This window comes from Thermophilibacter sp. ZX-H3 (assembly GCF_052599055.1).
Window position 1 is genome coordinate 25,742 of record NZ_JBQXES010000019.1, and the last position, 19,143, is coordinate 44,884.

Genomic DNA, 19,143 nt, shown 5'->3' on the forward strand with positions numbered 1-19,143 from the left:
GCTTATGCGGCCCGCGAGTAGAAGTACTCGTATATCTCGTCGCGGTAAGCAGCAATCGACTCGTCCGGGTAGCTCATAGGTAGAAGCTGATACAGCTCGTCGCGTATGAGCGTCTTCACATCCGAGCGTGTCTCAGGCTTCTCAGTCCAGCGGACCATATGGCTCAACCGTTCCTGGATCTTATCAACAAGTTCACGCGAGAGCTGCTTGATCTGCTCTATTTCGCCCTTGGTGAGGTCATCCTTGTACAGCATGTCGAAGACGGCCAGCTGCCGCTCGTTGGTGAACCCCTCGCGCACGAAACGCTGCTCCTCATCGGACAGCTCCTCGGAGAGCTTCATCAGGGCCTCGAAGGTCGCCTCGATGGTCGCGCGGTCTTGCTCGCGGTTGTACTCGTCGATGATCCTCTGGTATCGCTCGTAGTAGTCCGCCCGCCTCGGGTTGTCCCGAAGCGCCGCCTCAAGCCTGTGCTCGATGGCGTCGCGCAGGTCGTCCATCAGCAGGTTCTTGTGCGGTGCCTTTTCGAACTCGCGGTGCAATAGGTCGAAGTCGATCTTCGAGATGTCGAACCGGGCCGTGCCCTTGTCCTGCGTCTCGTCCACCGTCACGTGGGCGTCCACGATGCGCTGCAGCTGCGCCATGATGTCGCCGGTGTCCGCCACGTCGCGCCGCTTCATCAGCTGCTTGTATATGGCGTCGATCGCGTCCCTGCTGGCCCAAGCGCCGCGGTCCACGTCGCCTTTCTCGACGAACTTGAACAGCTTGAATAGCTCGCGGGCCATGATGCCAAACCGCTTCTTGGTCTCGTCGCTTCCGCTGGCTGCGTCCGCGCCGTCCTTAACCTTGGCGAGCCTCTCGAAATCGCTCGCATGCAGCAGTTCGTTCAGGTCGAACCCACACCCGTCGAGGAAGCCCTCGATGGTCTCCAGCAGCTCGGCCACGCGAGCCAGCAGCTCCTCCTTGTCGAAGACAGGCTCATCACCCGGTCCCTCCCCAGGATCGCGCGTATAGTCTGCCAGCGCCTTGCGCAGCGCCTTCACTACGCCGATGTAGTCCACGATGAGGCCGTTGCTCTTGCCCTCCGCCACACGGTTTGCGCGTGCGATCGCCTGCATCAGGCTGTGCGCCTTCATGGGCTTGTCGAAGTACATGGCCGAGAGCGGCTTCACGTCGAAGCCGGTGAGCCACATGGCGCACACGAACACGATGCGGAAGGGGTTGTCGGGGTCGCGGAATTCCTTGTCCAGCTCGCGCTCGACCATCTTCTTGCGGTGGGGCTTGATGTCTATGTCCCACTTGGCGAAGGTTGCCACCTCGTTCTGCTCCTGGCTCACCACCACGCACATCTCAGTCTCGCGCATCCACGCTATCTTGCGCTGGCGCTCCAGAGCCTCCTGCTGACCGTCGTGGGCAAGCTCGGCCTCCTCACGCTCTATCGCCTTGTCCCAGTACTTGCGCACGAGATCGTGCATGCGCGCGGCGGTCACCTTGTCGATGCAGATAAACATAGCCTTTCCGCACTCCCAGATGCCGGAGTAGTGCTCCACGAAGTCCCGCGCGATGATGTCAAGGCGCGACTCGGCAGTCACTACGTGGTACTCACGGGCGAGGTCGCGCTCGAGCTTGTCGCGTTGGTTCTCGTCGAGGTCGGCGGTCTCCACCGCCTCGGCCAGCTCGTCATTGATGTCTGGGTTGTCTATCTCCAAGATGTCAGCGCGGTTCTCGTAGAAGAGCGGCACCGTGGCCCCGTCCTCAACGGCGGTAGCGAAGTCGTAGACCGAAACGTAGCTGCCGAAAGTGCGCTCGGTTATGTTGTCGTAGCTGAAGAGCGGCGTTCCCGTAAAGCCCAGGCGCGATGCCTCCGGCAGCATGCGCGTCATGTTGTCGGCGAGCAGGCCGTTGTTGGTCCGATGGGCCTCGTCGCAGAAGATGATGACGTCGTGGTCGACGTGAATGGGCTCGGCGCGGGCGTCGTTGAATTTCTGGATGAGCGTGAACACGAAGCTCGGGTTGCCTTTCAGGCGCTGCGCGAGGTCGGCCCCGCTTTTCGCGATGTAGGCCGAAGCATCGGTGGCGGGCATGCAGCCGCACCCGGCGAACGTTGCCGCAATCTGCTTGTTCAGCTCCTCGCGGTCGGTGACAACCAGGAAGGTGGGCGAACCCTCGAACTTGCGCTTGATCTTGCGGGCGAGGAGCACCATCGAGTAGCTCTTGCCCGATCCCTGCGTATGCCAGAACACGCCGAGCTTGCCCTCGCGGATGTCGCGGTTCACGTAGGAAGCTACAGCCTCGTTCACGCCGAGGTACTGGTGGTTGCGCGCGAGGATCTTCGCCACGGTCGGCCCCGAGTGGTCGAACAGGATGAAGTTCTCGAAAAGGTCCATGAATGCCCGCTTGCCGCACATGCCGCGCAGCATGGTCTCCAGGTCCACCGAGCCGGGCATCCCCTCGGCTAGTCGCTTCCACTCGTGGAAGAACTCGTACTTGCTGCCGAGCGTGCCGACCTTAGCCTCGAGCCCGTTGGAGAGCATGACGAACGCGTTGAAGTGGAAGAGCTGAGGTATGGTGTCCTGGTAGTCGGTGTAGTTGTCCTCGTAGGCACGGCGCACGTCCTTGTCGTGGCGCTTGAACTCCACGAACAGCAGGGGTATGCCGTTGACAAAGCCCATGAGGTCAGGTCGGCGCTTGTAGAGAGGGCCTTCCACCCACATCTCCTCGACGGCGATGAAGCGGTTGTACTCGGGGTGCTCGAAGTCGAAAACCTGTGCGTACTCGGTGTACTTGGTGCCGTCGGCGCGCCGCTTCTCCACGGGAATGCCGTCACGAAGCATGGCATACTTCTTCTCGTTGGTCTGCAGCAGCGTGTCTGTGGCGAGTGCGGCCATGAGCGTGTCCGCTGCCTGCTCGCACTCCTCGACCTCAAGCCACTCGTTTAGCTCCACGAGGGCATCAATCAGGTAGCGGCGCAGCACGACCTCGTGATAGCTCTTACGCCCGAGGGTTCCGTATTGGCCTAGCTCCTCCTCGTTGTACGCATAGACGAGATCCCAGCCCATCTTGTGTAGCAGCTCGCCAGCGGGCTTCTGCACGGCTTCTTCTTCCGAATAGCGGCTAGACACAGACCATCACCCCTCGACCTCGATTTCGCCAGACATGAGTTTGGGAAGCAGCCGATCACGAGCCTCCTGCAAAGAGGCGATACGCTTTGAACAAAGGTTTATCTCGTCAACCATCGGTGCCATATGCCTGGCAAAATCCGATTGAAGGCCTTTTCTCGGGATTGGTACTTGCACACTTGAAAGAATCTGCGGCTTCAGGTGCAATACGTTCGTACCATTAGCCAGCAACGCAATGTTTTCGGCTATTCCGCTAAAGCGTAAGTGCGCATAGAGATAAAGGCTTTCGACTTGCACAGGCACGAGCTTAATAAGATCCATCGATATGATTGCCTCGCGCTCAAGATCGGGCACCAGCGCGACATGACCAACAAGCCGCCGCTCCTTGGTCATGTCGGTAACGCCCATAATGATGTCACCGGAACTTACACGCTGCTCTTCCTTGAAGGCGCCGGAATAGGTCTTCTCGGCCCCATCGTTCCACCCTCCAAACGAACGAAGATTCTTGAGGTTGACTAAGGCAACACCTTCGTCGCAATCGATCTCGGCACTTGTGTAGGACCTTCCACGAATTACATTGGCGCATTCGGTTAGTGGCAGCTGAGTCCAACCGGCCGTATCTGCACTTGTCTTGCCGTTAGGGAAGCGCAGGTCAACGAACCATTCCTTGTAGAGGCGCTGGGCTGCCTCCTCGAGCAGCGCGATCTGCCTGCGGTTGTTCTCGATGAGGTTGTCGTAGGTCATCAGGATGGATGCGATGTGTTGTTGGGCTTCCATGCTCGGCAAGTCAACCGGCAAGTTCCTGATGATGGGCATGTTCACGTGGGAGACCGTTGCGCCATTCGCGTTGCTCAGAAGGCGGTGGCGCTGCCTTGGCGCGTTCAGGTAGTAATTGAGGAACCAGGGGTCTACCTTCTTCTGGTCTGGGCGTATGAGCACAGTCCTCTGTCCGAGGCACACCCATTGCCCCTCCCGAATGATTCCGACGTTTCCAGCAGGCGCCTCACGGGCAAGAATCAGGTCCATCGGTTGAGGCACCGCACGAGCATTTCGTATGTCGTAGGCCTCCTTCGACACCCGATGCACGTCGGTTAAATCAAGATAGCCTGGACCGATGTTTGGCGTGCGAATGAGGGGATAGCCTTCGCCCTCGTCCGGTGCCGTGGAGTGCGGGCAGTCGACTATCAGCTCGCACAGCTTATTCAGCGGTGTGCTCATAGCCCCAGCTCCTCGAAGTTGTGGGAGATGGTCGCCATGAGCTCGTTGCTCTCCGCTTGCAGGCGAAGCAGCTCCTCGTGAATCTCGCCCATGCGCTCGTGGAAGTCGACGCCGTCGTCCTCCTGGGCCGGCACGCCAACGTGCGCACCGGGCGTCAGGCTCCAGTTCTTCTCCTCGATCTCCTTACGCGTGGCAATCTTGCAGAGGCCAGGGACGTCGGCGTACTCGCCGGAGCCAAACTTGTCGGTCAGCCAGAGGGCCTCGTCCACGACGGTGAGCGCGTCCTCGAGTTTTGCGATTTCCTCGTCGTATGTATCGCGAAGACGCTTGCGCTCGCGCGGCTTGGCCGCTTCCACTTCGGCCTTGGCTTTGGCCTTGCGGCTCTCAACGCATGCGGCAAGCGCGTCGCGGGCGGATGCGAAATCCCCCAACGTCGTAACGCCCACCAAGACGTCCTTGACGTCGCCGTCCACGAGCTCAACCATGCCGCGGATCGCGTCGCAATACTCGTCGAGCAGCTTCGCATACTTGTCCGCCTCGCCACGGTAGAGCCACACGATGGCGGAGAGGTTCTTGAGCTGCCACGGGCTCCACTCGTTGTGCGTCGTGTCGAGCACGGTGTGGTAGCTCTGCGCGTCGATGAACAGCACCTTGTCGCGAAGCTCCTGCGGCTTGCCCTTGTCCAGGAACCACAGTGTGCACGGCAGGCTCTTGGTGTAGAAGAAGTTGTTGCCCACGTAGAGCATCGCGTCAACGTGGCCACTCTTCACCAGCTTCTCGCGAAGGGCGCGGTCCTTGCCGGAGCTGTCGGTAGCGGATGACGCCATGACGAAGCCAGCGCGGCCGGTCGGGTTGAGGTAGCTGTAGAAGTAGTTGATCCACAGGTAGTTGGCGTTGCTGAACTCGCCGGCTTTGTTGATTCCGGAGATGCCGAGCGGCATGCGCCCTGCCTCCTGGGCTTCCTCGGCCTTCACCTTGTTCACGTTGAAAGGCGGGTTGGCCGCCACGTAGTCGCAGGAGCTGTCGAGCGAGTGCGCGTCGTGGTAGAAGCTGTTGGCTTGGTCGCCGGAGAGGATGGAGCCGTTCATGCCGTGCACGGCCATGTTCATCAGGCAAAGCTTCGCGTTGTACTCGACCTTCTCCTGCCCGTAGAAGGTCATGGCCTCCGACGGCTTGCCGCCGTGTTCGCGCACGTAGTCGCTGGCGGAAACGAACATGCCGCCCGAGCCGCACGCCGGGTCGAGCATGACGCCGCGCTCAGGTTCGATGACGTTCATGATCATGCGCACGAGCGATTTCGGTGTGAAGAACACGCCGTCGTCGGATGCCACGGCGGGGGCGAACTTGCCGAGGAAGTACTCGTAGATGCGACCGAGGATGTCGTCGCCGCCCTCGTCGAGAGCCGGGTTGTTGAAGATGCGAAGCGTCTCGCGCAGAAGGTCGTTGCCGAGCTCCGTGTAGTCGTGTGGAAGGACTCCGGTAAGCTGTGGGCTAACCTTCTCGATGGCCGCCATGGCGTCGTTGACCCTCTTGCCGATGTTCGCCTCGTCCTCGGGAAGATTCACGAGGTAGTCGTAGCGCGATTCTTCGGGTAGATACATCGCCCCACGTTTCGCGTAGTCATCGGGCTCGATGGGAATCTGCCTGCCGGTAGACTGGGCGCGCTTAGCCTTGATCTGCTCGTCCACCATCTTGAAGCGTCCCCAAGCATAGCGCAGGAAGATGAGCCCTAAGACGGGCATGCAGTACTGCTGGCTCGTGAGCTTTGAGTTGGCGCGAAGGTTGTCCGCCGCCTCCCAGAGCTCCTTCTCAAGCTTTTGAATGTCTGCCAATGTCATTACCTCTTCTTGAATCGCCTAACGTACATTTTATATGTCGAGCGTTTGCTAGGTAATTGCCTCCAACATATCGAGCGCCTGGGTGAAACTGTTGTTGGTGATCTTCGGCCCGTGCGCGTCTTCCATCCGTATGACGGGCGGATAGATGTCCGGCCGGTTCTCCATCTCGGTTATCGCGCTGCTCGCATCGCGCTTGCCGGGCGTGCTGTGAGGCATGGGTCCCACGAGCACCGCCTCGAAGGCGGGGTTGTTCCGCAGTCGGTCGAACCGGTAGTGCTTGAACCGCTCGTACTCTAAGTAGAACTCAATCCTGTCGCCGCTTATGCCGTGTGCCTTGGCGATGCTGCGCAGCTTACGTTCCTTCACCTCGCTCGCGCCGAGAACGATGATCTTCCCGCGCGGCCGACGTCCGTCCTGGGCAACCAAGTCTCCCATCCCCAGTAGCTCGAGGAGGTCATTCAGCTCATCGGTCCTGTTGGCCCTCATGATGGCTGGAACAATGGCGTCTGCGATGCGTGCTTCCACGGCGTCGCACAAGTCCATGAGCTCGTACTGCGAGAGAGCCAAGGCTACTCCACCTCGCTCTCGAAGAAGCTGGCCGCCTCCATCCTGGCCCTCTCGAGCCTTAGCTTGAGCACGGATATCTCGTCCAGCTTCGCCTGGTAGCGTTCGGCCATGTCTTGCTGGTCCGACATCGCCGGAACGGGGACGACGAGGTCGCGCAGCCCGTCGGTGGTGATGTTCCTCACCGTCTCGCCGGCCGTGGTGCGGCTCAGCAGCTCCTGGCCAACGTCGCTGTTCAGGAATCCCACGACAAACACCGGGGAGACCTTCTTCTTGTCGACGGTCACCACATAGAAGTTTTGACTCGGGACGATACGCTCGTCGCCTTCGACATCCACTGCTGCCACCTTGAAGCTGCCGCCCTCAAGCGCCATGCGTGCTATCACGATGTCGCCGTCTTGCAGCAGGTGGTTGGCCAGCACATCCGAGTCCTTTTCGATCTTCTTGAGCGGCCTTCTCACCTCGCCGTCCTCGATGTCGGTGATGGAGAGGTAGGACGGGTTGCCCTCATTGTCCTCGGACTCGTCGGCGAGCGCATCCGAGCGCACGTTGTAACCCCTCGCGATAGTCTTGCTTATGTCGCTGAGCCGCATGCCGTTGCTCACCTTGATGTCGCTCCACAGGTAGCGTTCCGGCTGCAGGTTGAAGTCACGCTCGGCGATTGCAGAAATCTCAACCAAGATACTCGCATCGCCGTCGCAGGAAAGCCTGGAGAGAATCTCATCCACATCGTCGGCGCCGAGGAAGCAAGGACGCCCCTTGCTGCCGAGGTCGCGAGCGTCTACGAAGCGCACGCTCTCATTTCCATGCGAGAACACGACCAGCTCGGTGGGGATGCCCGTACCGATGAAAAGGCCCTTCGGGAGAGCAACCACCGCCTCAATGAGACCGTTCTCCACGAAGTGTTCGCGTACGCGCCTGTCCACCATGTTGTAGAGCGCCGACGGCGTGAGTATGGCGACGGCCCGCCCGTCCACTGTGAGGGAATCGACAATTAGCTGGCAGTATGCCCAGTCGGCGTTCCTGGAGCGCCCATAAGGCATCTCACCCTTGACAAGCTTCTGCGCATACTCGCCGCTTGCGTTCAGGTCTGCTACACGCTGGCCGAAGGGAAAGTTCGAGAAGATTCTGTCGAATGCACTGGGCTTGTCGCAGTCGAAAAGGCTACGCTCCTCAACCACAGCGTTAACACCCAGATGCTCCATGCGAAGCCGTGCGACACACGCTACTTCGTGACTGAACTCCACACCAGTAGCGTGGATCTCTGGGTATCGCTCCACGGCATAACCGAGGAAGCCGCCCGGCCCACAGCCGAAGTCTGCAACCCGGTCCTCTGCTTTGACATCGAGAACCCGGAAAGCGAGCTCGTTTACGTTGACGGGCGTGAAGAAGTTGCCACCGACCTTGCCCAGCAGGTCCGCCCTATAACTCGGGTCCATGCGCATGAAGACCTCGAGCTCCGCTTCCGTGAACTCTTCAACGAATGCCTCGACCATCTCGTCTCCGGCGTCCTTGAGAATGTCGAGCAGGTACTTGCGCGTCTCAACGCTTACGTCAGCGCCGATGATAGCCTCCTCAACGCCCTTGTCAGAACGCTTGACCAGCAGGCCGATGAGAGCCAGGGGATAGACGCGCAAATCCCACGGATAAGAGGGCAGGTTCGGCCTATACGATTCGTATACCACCCAGAGTCGGTTCGCGAGGTTGACGTATTCGATCTTCTGCTTACGGTCCAGCAATCCAGTTCCTTTCTCGCAGTTATGAATAACTCTGTTTCTGTCGTCGAGTTATTTATAACTCTGTTTACGAAGAAAGGCAAGAGGGTTTCGAGTAAATCTGATTCACCACATCGTCTATGAGGCATGCCAGACGCTCTATTTCATGCTCACGCACAGCTTCACCACGCTTGCGACGTTAAGACTTATTTGCCGCCATCCCTGGCTGCTGGCCTGGCCGTGCGCTACCAACCTCGGGTTGTCCGCAGCCCGGGAGACCGTTTCCCAGCCGCTCCACCAGCAGCCGGCGCCCCGTAGCGCCCACCAGAAGCCGCGCCAGAGCCGCGACGGCCCCGCTCGCAACCCTGTAGCCCCTGCCTCCACCAGAGAGCATCTGCGAGCTCTTGGCGTCCCACCAGCGCCTACCGACCGCCGCCGTTCGTAGCGTCACCCGGGCCGACCTCTGACGCCCGAGCACGGGCCACCGACTCCTCCTCGCCGTACCACTTGGCACGGTACTCCCAGGCTGCCATGGTGACGCCCACCTCGCGCATGTCCTACTCCTTCTCGGCTGCGACGTCCTGGATGATGGAGTCGTCGTACTGCACGCGCATACAGCCCTCATCGGGAACGTTCTCCCCGAAGCCGCGCGACGCGGCCATGACGGCCCCGGCGATGCCCGTGATGGCCCCCTCCAGCGCGTTCTCGCGCCTGCGGATGTTGCGCATCAGGGCGGAGTTGTCCGAGGACACCTCGGTGGCCGTGCGCACATACCCGCGCGTCTCGTCGAAGTCGAAATAGCCCAGACCGAAGCCGCAGAGATCCCCGAGCATCTGCAGGGCGATGCGGAAAGCCTCTGACTGCGAGGCAGTACGCAGCGCCGGCGCGAACTCCTGGATCGTGTCCTCGGTAGACATCACCTTGCGAAACACGGTGCAATCGGATTTGCCGAAGGGGATGGCGATGGTCTTGTCCCCGCTCTTCTCCCGGTCGAAGAGCACATCAGAGAGAAACACGCGCATCTTGCTAACATCAATCTCCGAAACGAGCGCGTCGAAGGTGAGGTCCACCGCCTGCACGGCGTCCACCGCATCGGCAAAGACGCTCTGTCCGTACGGCGACATGTCCACGCGCGTGTTCGTCACTGCAGGCTTCACGATGCCGAAGGTGGGGAAAGGACAGCCTGTGTCGAAGGCTGGTGCAACGCCCACAGGCGCGAGCTCATTCCCGTCCTTGTCGAAGCAAACGGTGACGATCCTGTACGTGCCATCGCTTTCCATGTTGAGAAGACCGTCCGAGTGTTCAGGCGAAGATTTGGAGGGTGAAGAAGAGTCTGCCGAGAAACCCGCACCACCCTTGAGGTGCATCTGCAGCTGGTCGACGGCCTTCCCACGGTAGAAGGCTCTGGTGACAAACGCACATTCCGTGACGCCGTCCTCGTCCCGCGTGAGCGGTATCACCATCCGGGCGTCGTAGTGCCGGATGCGAACCTTCTTCCTGTCGAGGTCCACCCACAAAGCCCAGGCACCGGTCCCGAGCCCGAAGGCCCTTACCACGGTCGCCTGCGCCTGTGCCATGAAGTTTGTTGAGGAGAAGAACGAGCCGATCCAGTCGGTCGCCTTCTGGTCGTCGCAAACGACCTTGACATCTTCGTTGAGGAGAAGAGAACCCCATTCCTTGCAGACCCTCATTGCCGGGTGAATGCTGCGACGGTGAACCTCGTACACCCGCCCGAGCCCATCCTTGTCGCGATAGTTGTAGAAGTCCCCGCGAGCCCCCATCCAGTCGTCCCACGACCGAATCCACGGCTCCATGTCATCCAGAGGAAGGACAAACCCCAACCCCCGCAGATACTCCTTCACGTGCTCAGGCACCCAGTATTCGTCCAAGCTATTCACGCTCATGCGGACACCTCCGTAAACCACGCTGATGTTCACGGTGAAGTTTCCGACATCGTCACAACCTCGCCCGTGCTTTAGAATTCGGGAAAAAGATCGTGAAGAAAGGCCGCGGAAAAAGAGAATGCAAAACCGATACACAGGCGACATCGGAGACTTCAGCAAGCTCGGGCTCCTGCGTGCATTGCGAAACGCCGGCCTGTCAATCGGGCTCAACTGGTACCTAACCCCAGACGAGACGCACAACAGCGACGGTCGCCACGTGAGCTACCTCGACCAGGACGAATACCGCGAATGCGATGAGGAGCTATGGTTGGAGCTAAGGGCCATCGTCAAGGAGGACAGGCGGAAAGTGCGCTACATGGAGAACGACCGCGTCCTCAAGGCAAAGTTCTTCTCGGAATGCATAGATTTCTCCGCAAACGAAGAAGGCGAAAAGCATAGGCACAAGCCAAAGGCCGAGAGAAACGAGCTCCGCAGCGAATGGTTCGGAAGGTCGCTCGCCATGCTGGCGGAAAAAGACATTGTCTGCGTTGACCCCGACAACGGCCTAGTGGTGCCTTCTGCCAAGGGGAAACCGAAGGAGAATAAGTACGTCCTGCCCTCCGAGCTCGCCAGATACTACGCCCAAGGCTCTACCGTCATCTATTACCAGCACAAGGCGAGATATAAGGACGATCATTACGCTCGGCAGCTCGGCGAGCTATTGAAAAGCCCAGATTTTGAAGGCGCTTCCGGTCTCGCATTGAAGTTCAAGACAACCTCGCAGCGGTATTACATGTTTGTCATCCAGCCGCGTCATGGGGAAACGATTGAGTATGCCGTAGGTCAGATGCTCTCGTCAGCCTGGGGCAAGCATTTCCATCTGCTGTGAAATCAACCGCGAAGCACGTCGTCCATCACCGCATAGTGCACCGCATCTATGGAATGGTCGTCGCCGTCCGGGATGATGTCGAGCCAGTTCCCGTCACGGTCGCGCTCGTACTCCTTCATGGCGAACTCCTCGAAGGTGAGCGGACAGCGCACAGGGTCAATCACGACCTCCCGAAGCCCCGCCAGCCACTCGTAGGAAAGCTTGCGCATCCGCCCCTTGCGGGCAGGTCTCGCCCGAATGCCGAGGTCGCGCCGATAAACGCTCGTCTGCACCTTGCCATCTGGCGTGTCATCCACCCACACCACCTGGTCATGGTAATAGGGTTCCTCGCTGGGCTCGTCGGCATAGGTGAGGGAATCGAGAACGATGCGCCCGGTCTCCTCGGGCGTCATCTTGTTGGCGGTATGTTCTTCGAAGATGATGAGCCGCCTGGACCCTGGTTGCCATTCGCACCTCACGAACCGCCACGGGTCGGGCCACCAGCCCCAGTCCAGCCCGTTGCGCACACGCTCGAACGTGCGGATCTCCTCATCGGTCACCTCGCGCTCCACGATGTTGGAGAAGACGTTGCCGCCAGTTCCCACCACATCGCCGAGAAACTCCCACCGCCACGCCGTCTCGTTGGCCTCGCGAAGGTACTCCGCCTCCTCGATGAACGGCCCGCCCAGCCATTCGGGATGGGAAGCGACCACGTCGAGGTAAGAAGTCTTCCAGACGAGCGTGTCCTCGCGCTGCTTCCTCGCCAAGGTCTCCTTGTTCACCCAGCTTATAGCCGTCTTTGGCGGATTGAAGGAATAAAAGACCCAGAACCTGCTCCCGCCGCGCCGAAGCGAGTTGAGAACGGACCTCACGTCCTCGATGCTGCCATGCTGGTCCAGCTCCTCGAACCATATGCAGGCGCAATACCCCTTGGCGAACTTGGTCGACTTCAGCTTCAGCGGGTCGTCGCAGCCGCGGAAGACGATTCGCTGCCCGGTCGGCAGGTACACGATCTCCAACGGAGATATCTTCGCCTTGAAGTACTCGCTCAGCCCCAGCGCATCGACGGCCCACAGCACCTGCGTGTACACTGAGTCGCGAAGCGTGTTGCCGAACCTCCGCACCACGACCACGTTCACCTCGGGGTTGGCCACGGTGAGTAGAACGAGGCAAAGCGAGATGAACGAGCTCTTCGTGCTGCCTCGCCCGCCATGGAGCCAGTAGTGCGTATGCCCGTGCATCATCACGTCGCCGAGCACGGGGCGGAAGCGTTCGATGCAGAGGTCGGCCGCGCTAGTCGTCGCCATCGGAAGACCTCGCAACCTTGAGCTCCACGCCGAGCGTGATCTGCGGGGCGTCCTCGCCCTCGGACTCGACCCTGCGGGTCGTCTGCGCGTACTCGTCTGGGTACTTGCGCTCCAGCAGCCAGGCGGCAGCCGTCCACTGCGGGTTCTTCTCGCGGGTGGCTGTCGCCATGATGGACTGCAGCAGCGTCTCCTTGTACTGGCTTTCCGCCTTTTTGATGCCCTCAACTAACGCAACTTTCACCTTGCTGTCGGGGTCCTTGAGCCACTTGTACCAGGCGGTCTCGGAGACGCCCAGTCCACGGCATATGTCGGCGTTGCTCATGCCGTGCGACTTCATCTCGATGGCCTGCTCGACCATCTTGTACGTGAGCTTCGGCTTGCGCATGGGGCAATTCCTCCTTCCCGGCTTCTTGTTCAGGAGAAATCGTCCCACGCCGTCACAAACCTACAGGCGCTCCCGCTTGCCTTTCAGGCCGTGCTTGCGCATCAGCCTTGAGTTCTTCTGCCTGAGCTGCGCCCAGCGTCGATGGAGCTCCTCATACTCGGGGCCGCCGTCGCATCCGGCAGCCTCGGCTTCCAGAAGCTGGTTGAAGGCTTCCTCCTCGGCCACATGGGCTGCTTCGGTGCAACGCCTGCACAAGCCGGACTGCCGGTTGACGCGGACTCCAACAGCATGACATTCCGGGCATTCGTCGAGCACCTTGAGGCTTGCATGGATGCGCGACGCTTGAATCTCTATGGCCCTCAGCGTATGCTCCACGCCAAACCTCTCCACGATGACATCGTGAACCACCTGGACCCCTTGGTAGCCGAGCTCGCGGATAACGTCGTTCTGTCCCGTCGTCCACGCGCTCATCGTCTACACATCCCAACACGTGCCTGGCGACTCAATACATGACTGTCTACTTGGGTTTCTACGCTTTCTACGCTTTCGAGGTCACTAAACCTGTATCGTTCTTTTCTCTCAGATTCCACACGGTCGAGGTTCCTATTGCCCAGAATGGTGTAGAAAGTGTAGAAGGGCCTTGTGAGCTGGGCGTACTTCCCGTCCGCTACTTGTAAACAGATCATACGGAAGTGTAGATGTACCGCCTTTTCAATACGCGCCAGTATGCTCGCGCAGATTGTGGCGATGATGCGCTCAGCGTTTACGTTGTCTAGCATCCTCATCACCGCCTAAGTCTTGAGAATGAAGATCCGCTTGCCATCGCTGTCCGCCTGGGTCTTCGTGTGGCAGTGCTCGTTCACTTTGCGGGTGAACTGGTTCGGGGTCACTGGCTCGATGCCGATCCTGCGGCACCATTCTCGGTAGTTGCTGTAGCAGACTGCGGGCCGCCAGCCTATGACCTCCATGCGCTCGACGTGAAGCCACATGAGTACCGTGTCGTTCTCGGTGATGACGCGCTGCTTGACCAGCTCTCCGGCCCCGCAGCGTGAATAGGTATCGGTCGCACGTTCGATTACCCCGCGAAGGGCGTTGACTCCGAGCAGTGCCAGCCTCTGCAGGTTCTCGGGCTTTGCGAGCTTCTTGTCCATGTTGGGGTCGTAGCCCTCGGTGCCAGGCGTGAAGCGATGCGTGAAGGGGATGAAGCAAAGCCTGCGCCAGACGCCGTCCGTCGTATCGGCAAAGTGCGGAACGATGTTCATGGCGAAGGCGAGCGTTGCATGGGAGCGGAACCCGAAACCCTGCTTGTTCTTGACGTCGGTGTAGATCATGTCGCCGGTGACCATGCACTTGAACATGGCGAGCGCCTTGCCCGAAAGCTCGTCGGCCGGGATGTCTGCGGCGATGTTGGCGAGCTTGCCGACCAGCTGCACTGCCTGGAAGCGATCGCCGAGGATAGAGGGCTTGAGGCTCGAGACGTTGTCGTCGCCGAGCAGGGCGGTGACGAACCCTAGGAAGGTGGACTTGCCGGTCGATGCGTTGCGCTTGTCGTCCGAGATGTCGCCGGTAAGCATGAGCGACTGCCTGATAACCTGTCGAGCGCACATGGACTGCCCGACGAATTCCTCGAGAACGAGCCGTGCCTCGGCGTCCCCGTCCGTAACCGCATCGAGAAACTCGTCTGCAAGCCCTGCGGGTGCGTCCGGGTCAAACTCGATGGAGATCATCCCCATCACGTACATCTCCGGTCCCGGCTCGACGAACTCGCCGGTCTCAACGCAGAGCACCCCATTGGCGAAGGCTATGTAGCACTTGCCGTCGAAGTCCTCGGCGGTGGTCACGTGCGGGCGCAGGTTGATGTCCTTGATCACCTCGTTGCGCTGGCTGCTGGTCAGGCGGGGTTGCACGTCGCTGCAGAGCCTTTCCATGGCTCCGTACCCAAAGCGCCAGAGACCGCCTGCGAATATCGCTGGCGAGCCGTCGATGAGCGAAGCATGGGCCTCGCGTGCCATGTCCTCAGCCAGACACTCGTGCATGAAGCGGTTGGTGCTGGGGTCGAAGTAGCTGCTCTGCCACGACATGCCGGCGGACCAGTCCCGTTCGGCAATGGCGGAGCTGCGGCCACCACGCTGGTACTTGGTCGAACGCTTAACGATGTCAGCGGTGGCGGCTTCCGTCAGGGGCTTCTGGCAGCGTGCCGAGTTCGCATCGAGGGCGGCGGTCAGAATGTCCTCGGCGTAATAGCCCTTGGCGCGCAGATGGCAGCAGTAGCGAAAGAGCGTGCTCTTCTCCTCGCCCTCGGGGATGATGTCGGGCATCGAGAAGGGCTCCTTCTTGCCGGGCTTCAGGTCAGCACCTGACGGAGCCGCACCATTCGCGGGCGTCTGGTCGTTCCAGTCGAGGGGCTTGCGGCTCCAGCAGTAGTAGTCCCCGCTGTAGTTCGACAGAGCCTTCCCGATCGTGCGCATGCCATGAGTGCTGCCGCTGTCGGCGCGGTCCCACTTGTCAGGCCGGTAGAGCGCGGTCATCTTGAAAACGGCATCGACGAGAACCGCATCGTTGCCCGCATAGAAGATGATGTAGTTGCACATCGCCAGGTCGGCTTCGCTATGGCTCGGGTACCCCGATATGTCGCCAGACAGCAGGGCCTGCAGCTTTGCGTTGTTGGTGTCGATGAGCTTCCCGTAAATCACGCTGGGGTCGTCCGCGCGATCCTCGCCGGGGTCATGGTCGGCGAACGAGCCCTGCGTACCTCCAGCAGCCCCTTGCGCTGGCTGGGGCTCGCTGTCGCCAAGATACACTTCGTATATGTACAAGAGCGCGTCGGGCACGGCGTTGATCTCTGAGTGGTTGCCGTACACGGCACCGGTTACGGTGAAGAAGCGCCCATGGTCGTACATCTCGTACCCGCCACGTTTGCAGCGGTTTTTGCCTTCCGGCTTGCCGCACAGCGAGAACATGTGCAGGCCATCCCAGGACGGGGAGTACTCCACGTAGGTCTCGCAGCAGTCGATGATGGTTGCGAGCTCTTCGTCAACGATGGTTCCGTCGGCGACCACATGGTCGAAGTCGACGCCCGTTACGTCGCGCTCGTCGGAGAACTCAAAGCCGATGCCAGCCACGTCCTGAGACAGCCACGTGCGCACGGCCTCGTCGTACGTCCCCCAGGTCGAAGGGTCGCCAGCCCTAGCCTTACGCATACCGCCGGGAGCATAGGGCTCCTTGGTCAGCTCGGGCGCGTTTCCGTTCTTGCCCGTCCGGATGGCCCACTTCCAGCAGACCCACTGGGGCCTGTCCTTGAGAGCCTGAGGGAAGGCGGCGTAGGTGAGCTCGTCGCGTGTCCCGTCATTCCGGTTCCTGCGGTTGGCCTCCGCCTGAAGCTCCTGCTCGGCGGTGCCAAAACTATCGGGGTTCGTGACATCGGTGTATGATGCAACCACGGTAGGCCCCTGGTCTGCCATCTCGCTGCCGGTGGTCTGGCCTGCAAGCATACGGCCACCGGTGGCGCTTTCCATCTGATTCATAGGTATCGCCGCCTAGCGAACCTGGCCGAACTGGGCACAGATGGCGCTCGTGTTGAAGCGCCATTGGTTGCCGATGCGGAAACTGCCGTGAAGATTGCCCTTGCACGCTTCGCGCGTAACGGTGCGCTCGGAGACACACGCGATGCGGGCAACCTCCCTCTTGCCGATGATGGCGGGAAGGGCGTCAATCTCGCTCTGGGTGTAACCCACGACAATCGCCTGCGCCTGGTCGTTCTTCTGTTTGATCGCGGTCATTATTGACTCCGTTCTCGTGATGCAATGGCCGGATCGTGCACGTCCTTCTTGTCTGCTAGCAACTCGAATATACGGCGCTGTCACAAATGGTGCAATCGAAGAAACCGCAGGTAAACAGGCATGTATGACCAGCAAACCGCGCGCATGGAAACGGTTTGCCCTGTATCAAATCTCATTGTTCTTGGATAGACCAAAAAGCAAAGCGCCACCCTGTCGGCGGAATGCCTTGGGGCGGCGCTTACATCGGCGGGCAAAGCGTTATCTGGCGAGCGGTTTGCTTTCGGGAAGGTGTCGAGTCAGCCTAAAAGCAAACCGTTCGCTGGTAGACGGTTTGCTCCATCACTCCTCGGATTCGGTCTCCACATTATCTCCATCTTCTTCGTTTCGGAGACCCATTGATATCTTGTTGGACCCAACACGCTGAACCGCAAATCCTTGTTCAGTTAAGTATTCCATGAGCTCGTCGGCAGCTCTTGCGTCGGCCTCTTCCTGCTCGGGGTCATAGATGCTTCCGTCGGCTTCCATGAAGTAACCGGTGATGTCCGAGACCTTCGGGCCGTATTCGTCCTCGTCGTCGCGCCACTCACCATGGAAATAGGGACCGTAGTCGCTGTAGGATTCGTCGGTCTCGTACCATCTCGGCCACCGATCGTCCTCGTCCGTCTTGTCACCACTGATTGTGTGCTCTGCGTCTGCGAGCGCATGGGGGATGACGGCATGTCTTGGAATATATGTGCCAGACTTCCCAGTGAGGAACTCTGCCATCTCTCCAATGTACCTATGGTCCTCGACGTCTCCCAGCCGGTGCATGCCTCTTACAGCAGAGGCATCCTCGCCGTCGATGAAGCCGAGGGCCACGCCGGGATCGACCTCCAAGGTCGCGCACAAGGCGAGGAATTCTCCCAGCTTCATGTTCTCGACCGCCCGCATCTTGGAGCGGAAGGTCGACTCGTTCACACCTATGGCTTCTCCGGCCTGTGCCGCCGTTATCTGGCGCAAGCGCCTGTACTCCTCAAGGTTCTCGGCGGCGACGGAACAGGCGTCCTTCACTTCTTCGTCGAGGTTGGCGCGGGCTGCTTCTATCTCGGCATCGAAGTCGTACGGCTCGTCGTATGCTGGCGCGTCGGTCGTTCCGGCGGCACGCTCCACGTTTTCGACCGTTGTCTTGATGGCGTTGTCGTGGCTGAAGAACTGAACCTTTGCATTCGGCGTAGCGCCGGGTGCACCGTGGGTGCTTTTGAAAAGAATCTCGTCTTTCAACTTGGACCCGGCCATCCACAGCCACATCCAGTCATGCCGTACAAACTTGCCAGACGGCCTGTTGGGGCCGCGCGTGCGTCCTTTCGCCATCAGCCCTCATCCTCCTCAGCGTCGTCAATGTCATTTGCTGCGTTGTAAAGCATTCGGGCGAACTCTGCACCGAGCTCGTGCGCCAATCCCTTCAGGCTATTTGCCTGCTGCTCGTTGCCATCGAACTCAAGCTCGGTGATCGTTTCCTTAATGCGTTTGCACTGGTCGAATTTACTCCTGATCTCGGGCCGAGCTTTGAGCGCCTTGACTACTTTTGCGGCAGCTTCAGCCTTGGCCTCATATCCCGCCACCCAGGGCTGACCGTGATTTGCAATCTGCAGATACGCGTCTACGAGCAAGTTGAACTCGGTATAGTCGAAATCGGTCCTCCACCAAAGCGGCCAGGAGGGAAGCATCTCCCGAAGCACCCTGCTCCAGTTAAGATTGGAAGCGTTGTCCGATATAACGTCTCCATCCTCGATCGTCTCATCGTCATCCCAGCCAAGGTCCTGCTCGACAATGGGCGACACCGACCGGCGTATCATGTTTCGACCGTTCTGCTTGTTGGCAAGCACCTCAACCAGCTCGCCAACTGCGCGATGGTCGCTCGCTTTGTCCAGGTAGTGAAGTGCTTGAACGAATTTGATGTCCTCGCTGTCGACGTAACCGAGGATAACGCAAGGGTCGGTAAGACATACAGCGCAGAGGGTCAGAAACTCCTTGAGCGTAAGAGTGCCGTCCTTCATCTTCTTTCTCAGCGTCGATTCGCTTACGTCTATGGCCAAGGCCAGCTCTGCCAGTGTTACGTGGAAGATTTTGCGGTACTCATTTATGTTCCAAGCCGCCGCATCGCAGATTTCGTTTACCTCGCTGTTGAGTCTCGCCCTCGCGATGCCGAGGGCGTCATAAGGTTTGGGCTCGGTATCTTCGCCCTCTGGGTCTTCAGGGGACTCGATGTAGACGGCATCGAGAAGATCCACGCCCTTGCTCCAAGTCCAGAACCAATCGCTGCGCGCAAATGCGCCGACTGGTTTTGCAGCACCCCGTCTGCGTGCTACCTTTCTCATGGCGGCTTCAACGCGCTCGTTCTCTTCTTCCTCGGTCAGGTTCTCCTCGATGACCTCATCGGTACATATATCGGTCTGCTTGCTGTTCATACCATCCTCGCTTTCCGCCAAGC

General features: G+C 59.8%; 15 protein-coding genes. 1 reads left to right on the forward strand and 14 read right to left on the reverse strand.

Going from position 1 to position 19,143, the window contains the following annotated elements; genetic code table 11:
- Positions 1 to 2 precede the first annotated feature (2 nt).
- The 7 genes from ACULPM_RS08735 to ACULPM_RS08765 all read right to left on the reverse strand — a co-directional run bounded on the left by ACULPM_RS08735 (position 3) and on the right by ACULPM_RS08765 (position 10,355).
- Positions 3 to 3,119, reverse strand: coding sequence for a type I restriction endonuclease subunit R (locus tag ACULPM_RS08735; RefSeq protein WP_445331719.1), 3,117 nt, complete (start codon positions 3,117 to 3,119; stop codon positions 3 to 5).
- A gap of 6 nt (positions 3,120 to 3,125) precedes the next feature.
- A complete protein-coding gene (locus ACULPM_RS08740) occupies positions 3,126 to 4,334 on the reverse strand; it encodes a restriction endonuclease subunit S (RefSeq protein WP_445331718.1) in 1,209 nt (402 codons plus the stop codon).
- On the reverse strand, positions 4,331 to 6,166 hold the full coding sequence (locus ACULPM_RS08745) for a type I restriction-modification system subunit M (RefSeq protein ID WP_445331717.1): 1,836 nt from the start codon (positions 6,164 to 6,166) through the stop codon (positions 4,331 to 4,333). Before ACULPM_RS08745 ends, ACULPM_RS08740 begins: the two co-directional genes overlap by 4 nt.
- Positions 6,167 to 6,220: 54 nt before the next feature.
- Positions 6,221 to 6,739 carry a hypothetical protein gene (locus ACULPM_RS08750; protein WP_445331716.1) on the reverse strand — a complete coding sequence of 173 codons (519 nt, stop codon included), beginning with the start codon at positions 6,737 to 6,739 and terminating at the stop codon, positions 6,221 to 6,223.
- A 2-nt stretch (positions 6,740 to 6,741) separates the two neighbouring features.
- On the reverse strand, positions 6,742 to 8,475 hold the full coding sequence (locus ACULPM_RS08755) for an N-6 DNA methylase (protein WP_445331715.1): 1,734 nt from the start codon (positions 8,473 to 8,475) through the stop codon (positions 6,742 to 6,744).
- A 398-nt stretch (positions 8,476 to 8,873) separates the two neighbouring features.
- Positions 8,874 to 9,005, reverse strand: coding sequence for a hypothetical protein (locus ACULPM_RS08760; protein WP_445331714.1), 132 nt, complete (start codon positions 9,003 to 9,005; stop codon positions 8,874 to 8,876).
- A gap of 3 nt (positions 9,006 to 9,008) precedes the next feature.
- A complete protein-coding gene (locus ACULPM_RS08765; RefSeq protein ID WP_445331713.1) occupies positions 9,009 to 10,355 on the reverse strand; it encodes a hypothetical protein in 1,347 nt (448 codons plus the stop codon).
- A gap of 256 nt (positions 10,356 to 10,611) precedes the next feature.
- On the opposite strand from ACULPM_RS08765, the gene ACULPM_RS08770 reads away from it, so the two are divergent.
- The gene (locus tag ACULPM_RS08770; protein ID WP_445331712.1) at positions 10,612 to 11,223 is read left to right on the forward strand and encodes a hypothetical protein; all 612 of its coding nucleotides are present in this window, start codon (positions 10,612 to 10,614) and stop codon (positions 11,221 to 11,223) included.
- Positions 11,224 to 11,225: 2 nt separating this feature from the next.
- On the opposite strand, the gene ACULPM_RS08775 is transcribed toward ACULPM_RS08770, so the two are convergent.
- The 7 genes from ACULPM_RS08775 to ACULPM_RS08805 all read right to left on the reverse strand — a co-directional run bounded on the left by ACULPM_RS08775 (position 11,226) and on the right by ACULPM_RS08805 (position 19,120).
- Positions 11,226 to 12,509 carry a PBSX family phage terminase large subunit gene (locus ACULPM_RS08775; RefSeq protein WP_445331711.1) on the reverse strand — a complete coding sequence of 428 codons (1,284 nt, stop codon included), beginning with the start codon at positions 12,507 to 12,509 and terminating at the stop codon, positions 11,226 to 11,228.
- Positions 12,496 to 12,894, reverse strand: a complete 399-nt coding sequence (locus tag ACULPM_RS08780) for a hypothetical protein (RefSeq protein WP_445331710.1) — start codon at positions 12,892 to 12,894, stop codon at positions 12,496 to 12,498. Before ACULPM_RS08780 ends, ACULPM_RS08775 begins: the two co-directional genes overlap by 14 nt.
- A 60-nt stretch (positions 12,895 to 12,954) precedes the next feature.
- Positions 12,955 to 13,365 carry a hypothetical protein gene (locus ACULPM_RS08785; protein ID WP_445331709.1) on the reverse strand — a complete coding sequence of 137 codons (411 nt, stop codon included), beginning with the start codon at positions 13,363 to 13,365 and terminating at the stop codon, positions 12,955 to 12,957.
- A 320-nt stretch (positions 13,366 to 13,685) separates the two neighbouring features.
- Complete coding sequence (locus ACULPM_RS08790; RefSeq protein ID WP_445331708.1) at positions 13,686 to 16,334, reverse strand: phage/plasmid primase, P4 family; 2,649 nt, start codon at positions 16,332 to 16,334, stop codon at positions 13,686 to 13,688.
- Positions 16,335 to 16,430: 96 nt separating this feature from the next.
- Complete coding sequence (locus tag ACULPM_RS08795) at positions 16,431 to 16,673, reverse strand: hypothetical protein (protein WP_445331707.1); 243 nt, start codon at positions 16,671 to 16,673, stop codon at positions 16,431 to 16,433.
- 339 nt (positions 16,674 to 17,012) lie between these two features.
- Positions 17,013 to 18,023 carry a helix-turn-helix domain-containing protein gene (locus ACULPM_RS08800; RefSeq protein WP_445331706.1) on the reverse strand — a complete coding sequence of 337 codons (1,011 nt, stop codon included), beginning with the start codon at positions 18,021 to 18,023 and terminating at the stop codon, positions 17,013 to 17,015.
- A complete protein-coding gene (locus ACULPM_RS08805; RefSeq protein ID WP_445331705.1) occupies positions 18,023 to 19,120 on the reverse strand; it encodes a hypothetical protein in 1,098 nt (365 codons plus the stop codon). The genes ACULPM_RS08800 and ACULPM_RS08805 overlap by 1 nt, the downstream gene beginning before the upstream one ends.
- Positions 19,121 to 19,143 lie beyond the last annotated feature (23 nt).

Excerpts from the sequence above, each read along its gene's own strand:
- ACULPM_RS08775 (WP_445331711.1), bottom strand. The coding sequence starts at position 12,509 with ATGGCGACGACTAGCGCGGCCGACCTCTGCATCGAACGCTTCCGCCCC.
- ACULPM_RS08800 (WP_445331706.1), bottom strand. The coding sequence starts at position 18,023 with ATGGCGAAAGGACGCACGCGCGGCCCCAACAGGCCGTCTGGCAAGTTT.
- ACULPM_RS08765 (WP_445331713.1), bottom strand. The coding sequence starts at position 10,355 with ATGAGCGTGAATAGCTTGGACGAATACTGGGTGCCTGAGCACGTGAAG.
- ACULPM_RS08780 (WP_445331710.1), bottom strand. The coding sequence starts at position 12,894 with ATGCGCAAGCCGAAGCTCACGTACAAGATGGTCGAGCAGGCCATCGAG.
- ACULPM_RS08760 (WP_445331714.1), bottom strand. The coding sequence starts at position 9,005 with ATGCGCGAGGTGGGCGTCACCATGGCAGCCTGGGAGTACCGTGCCAAG.
- ACULPM_RS08785 (WP_445331709.1), bottom strand. The coding sequence starts at position 13,365 with ATGAGCGCGTGGACGACGGGACAGAACGACGTTATCCGCGAGCTCGGC.
- ACULPM_RS08740 (WP_445331718.1), bottom strand. The coding sequence starts at position 4,334 with ATGAGCACACCGCTGAATAAGCTGTGCGAGCTGATAGTCGACTGCCCG.
- ACULPM_RS08805 (WP_445331705.1), bottom strand. The coding sequence starts at position 19,120 with ATGAACAGCAAGCAGACCGATATATGTACCGATGAGGTCATCGAGGAG.
- ACULPM_RS08795 (WP_445331707.1), bottom strand. The coding sequence starts at position 16,673 with ATGACCGCGATCAAACAGAAGAACGACCAGGCGCAGGCGATTGTCGTG.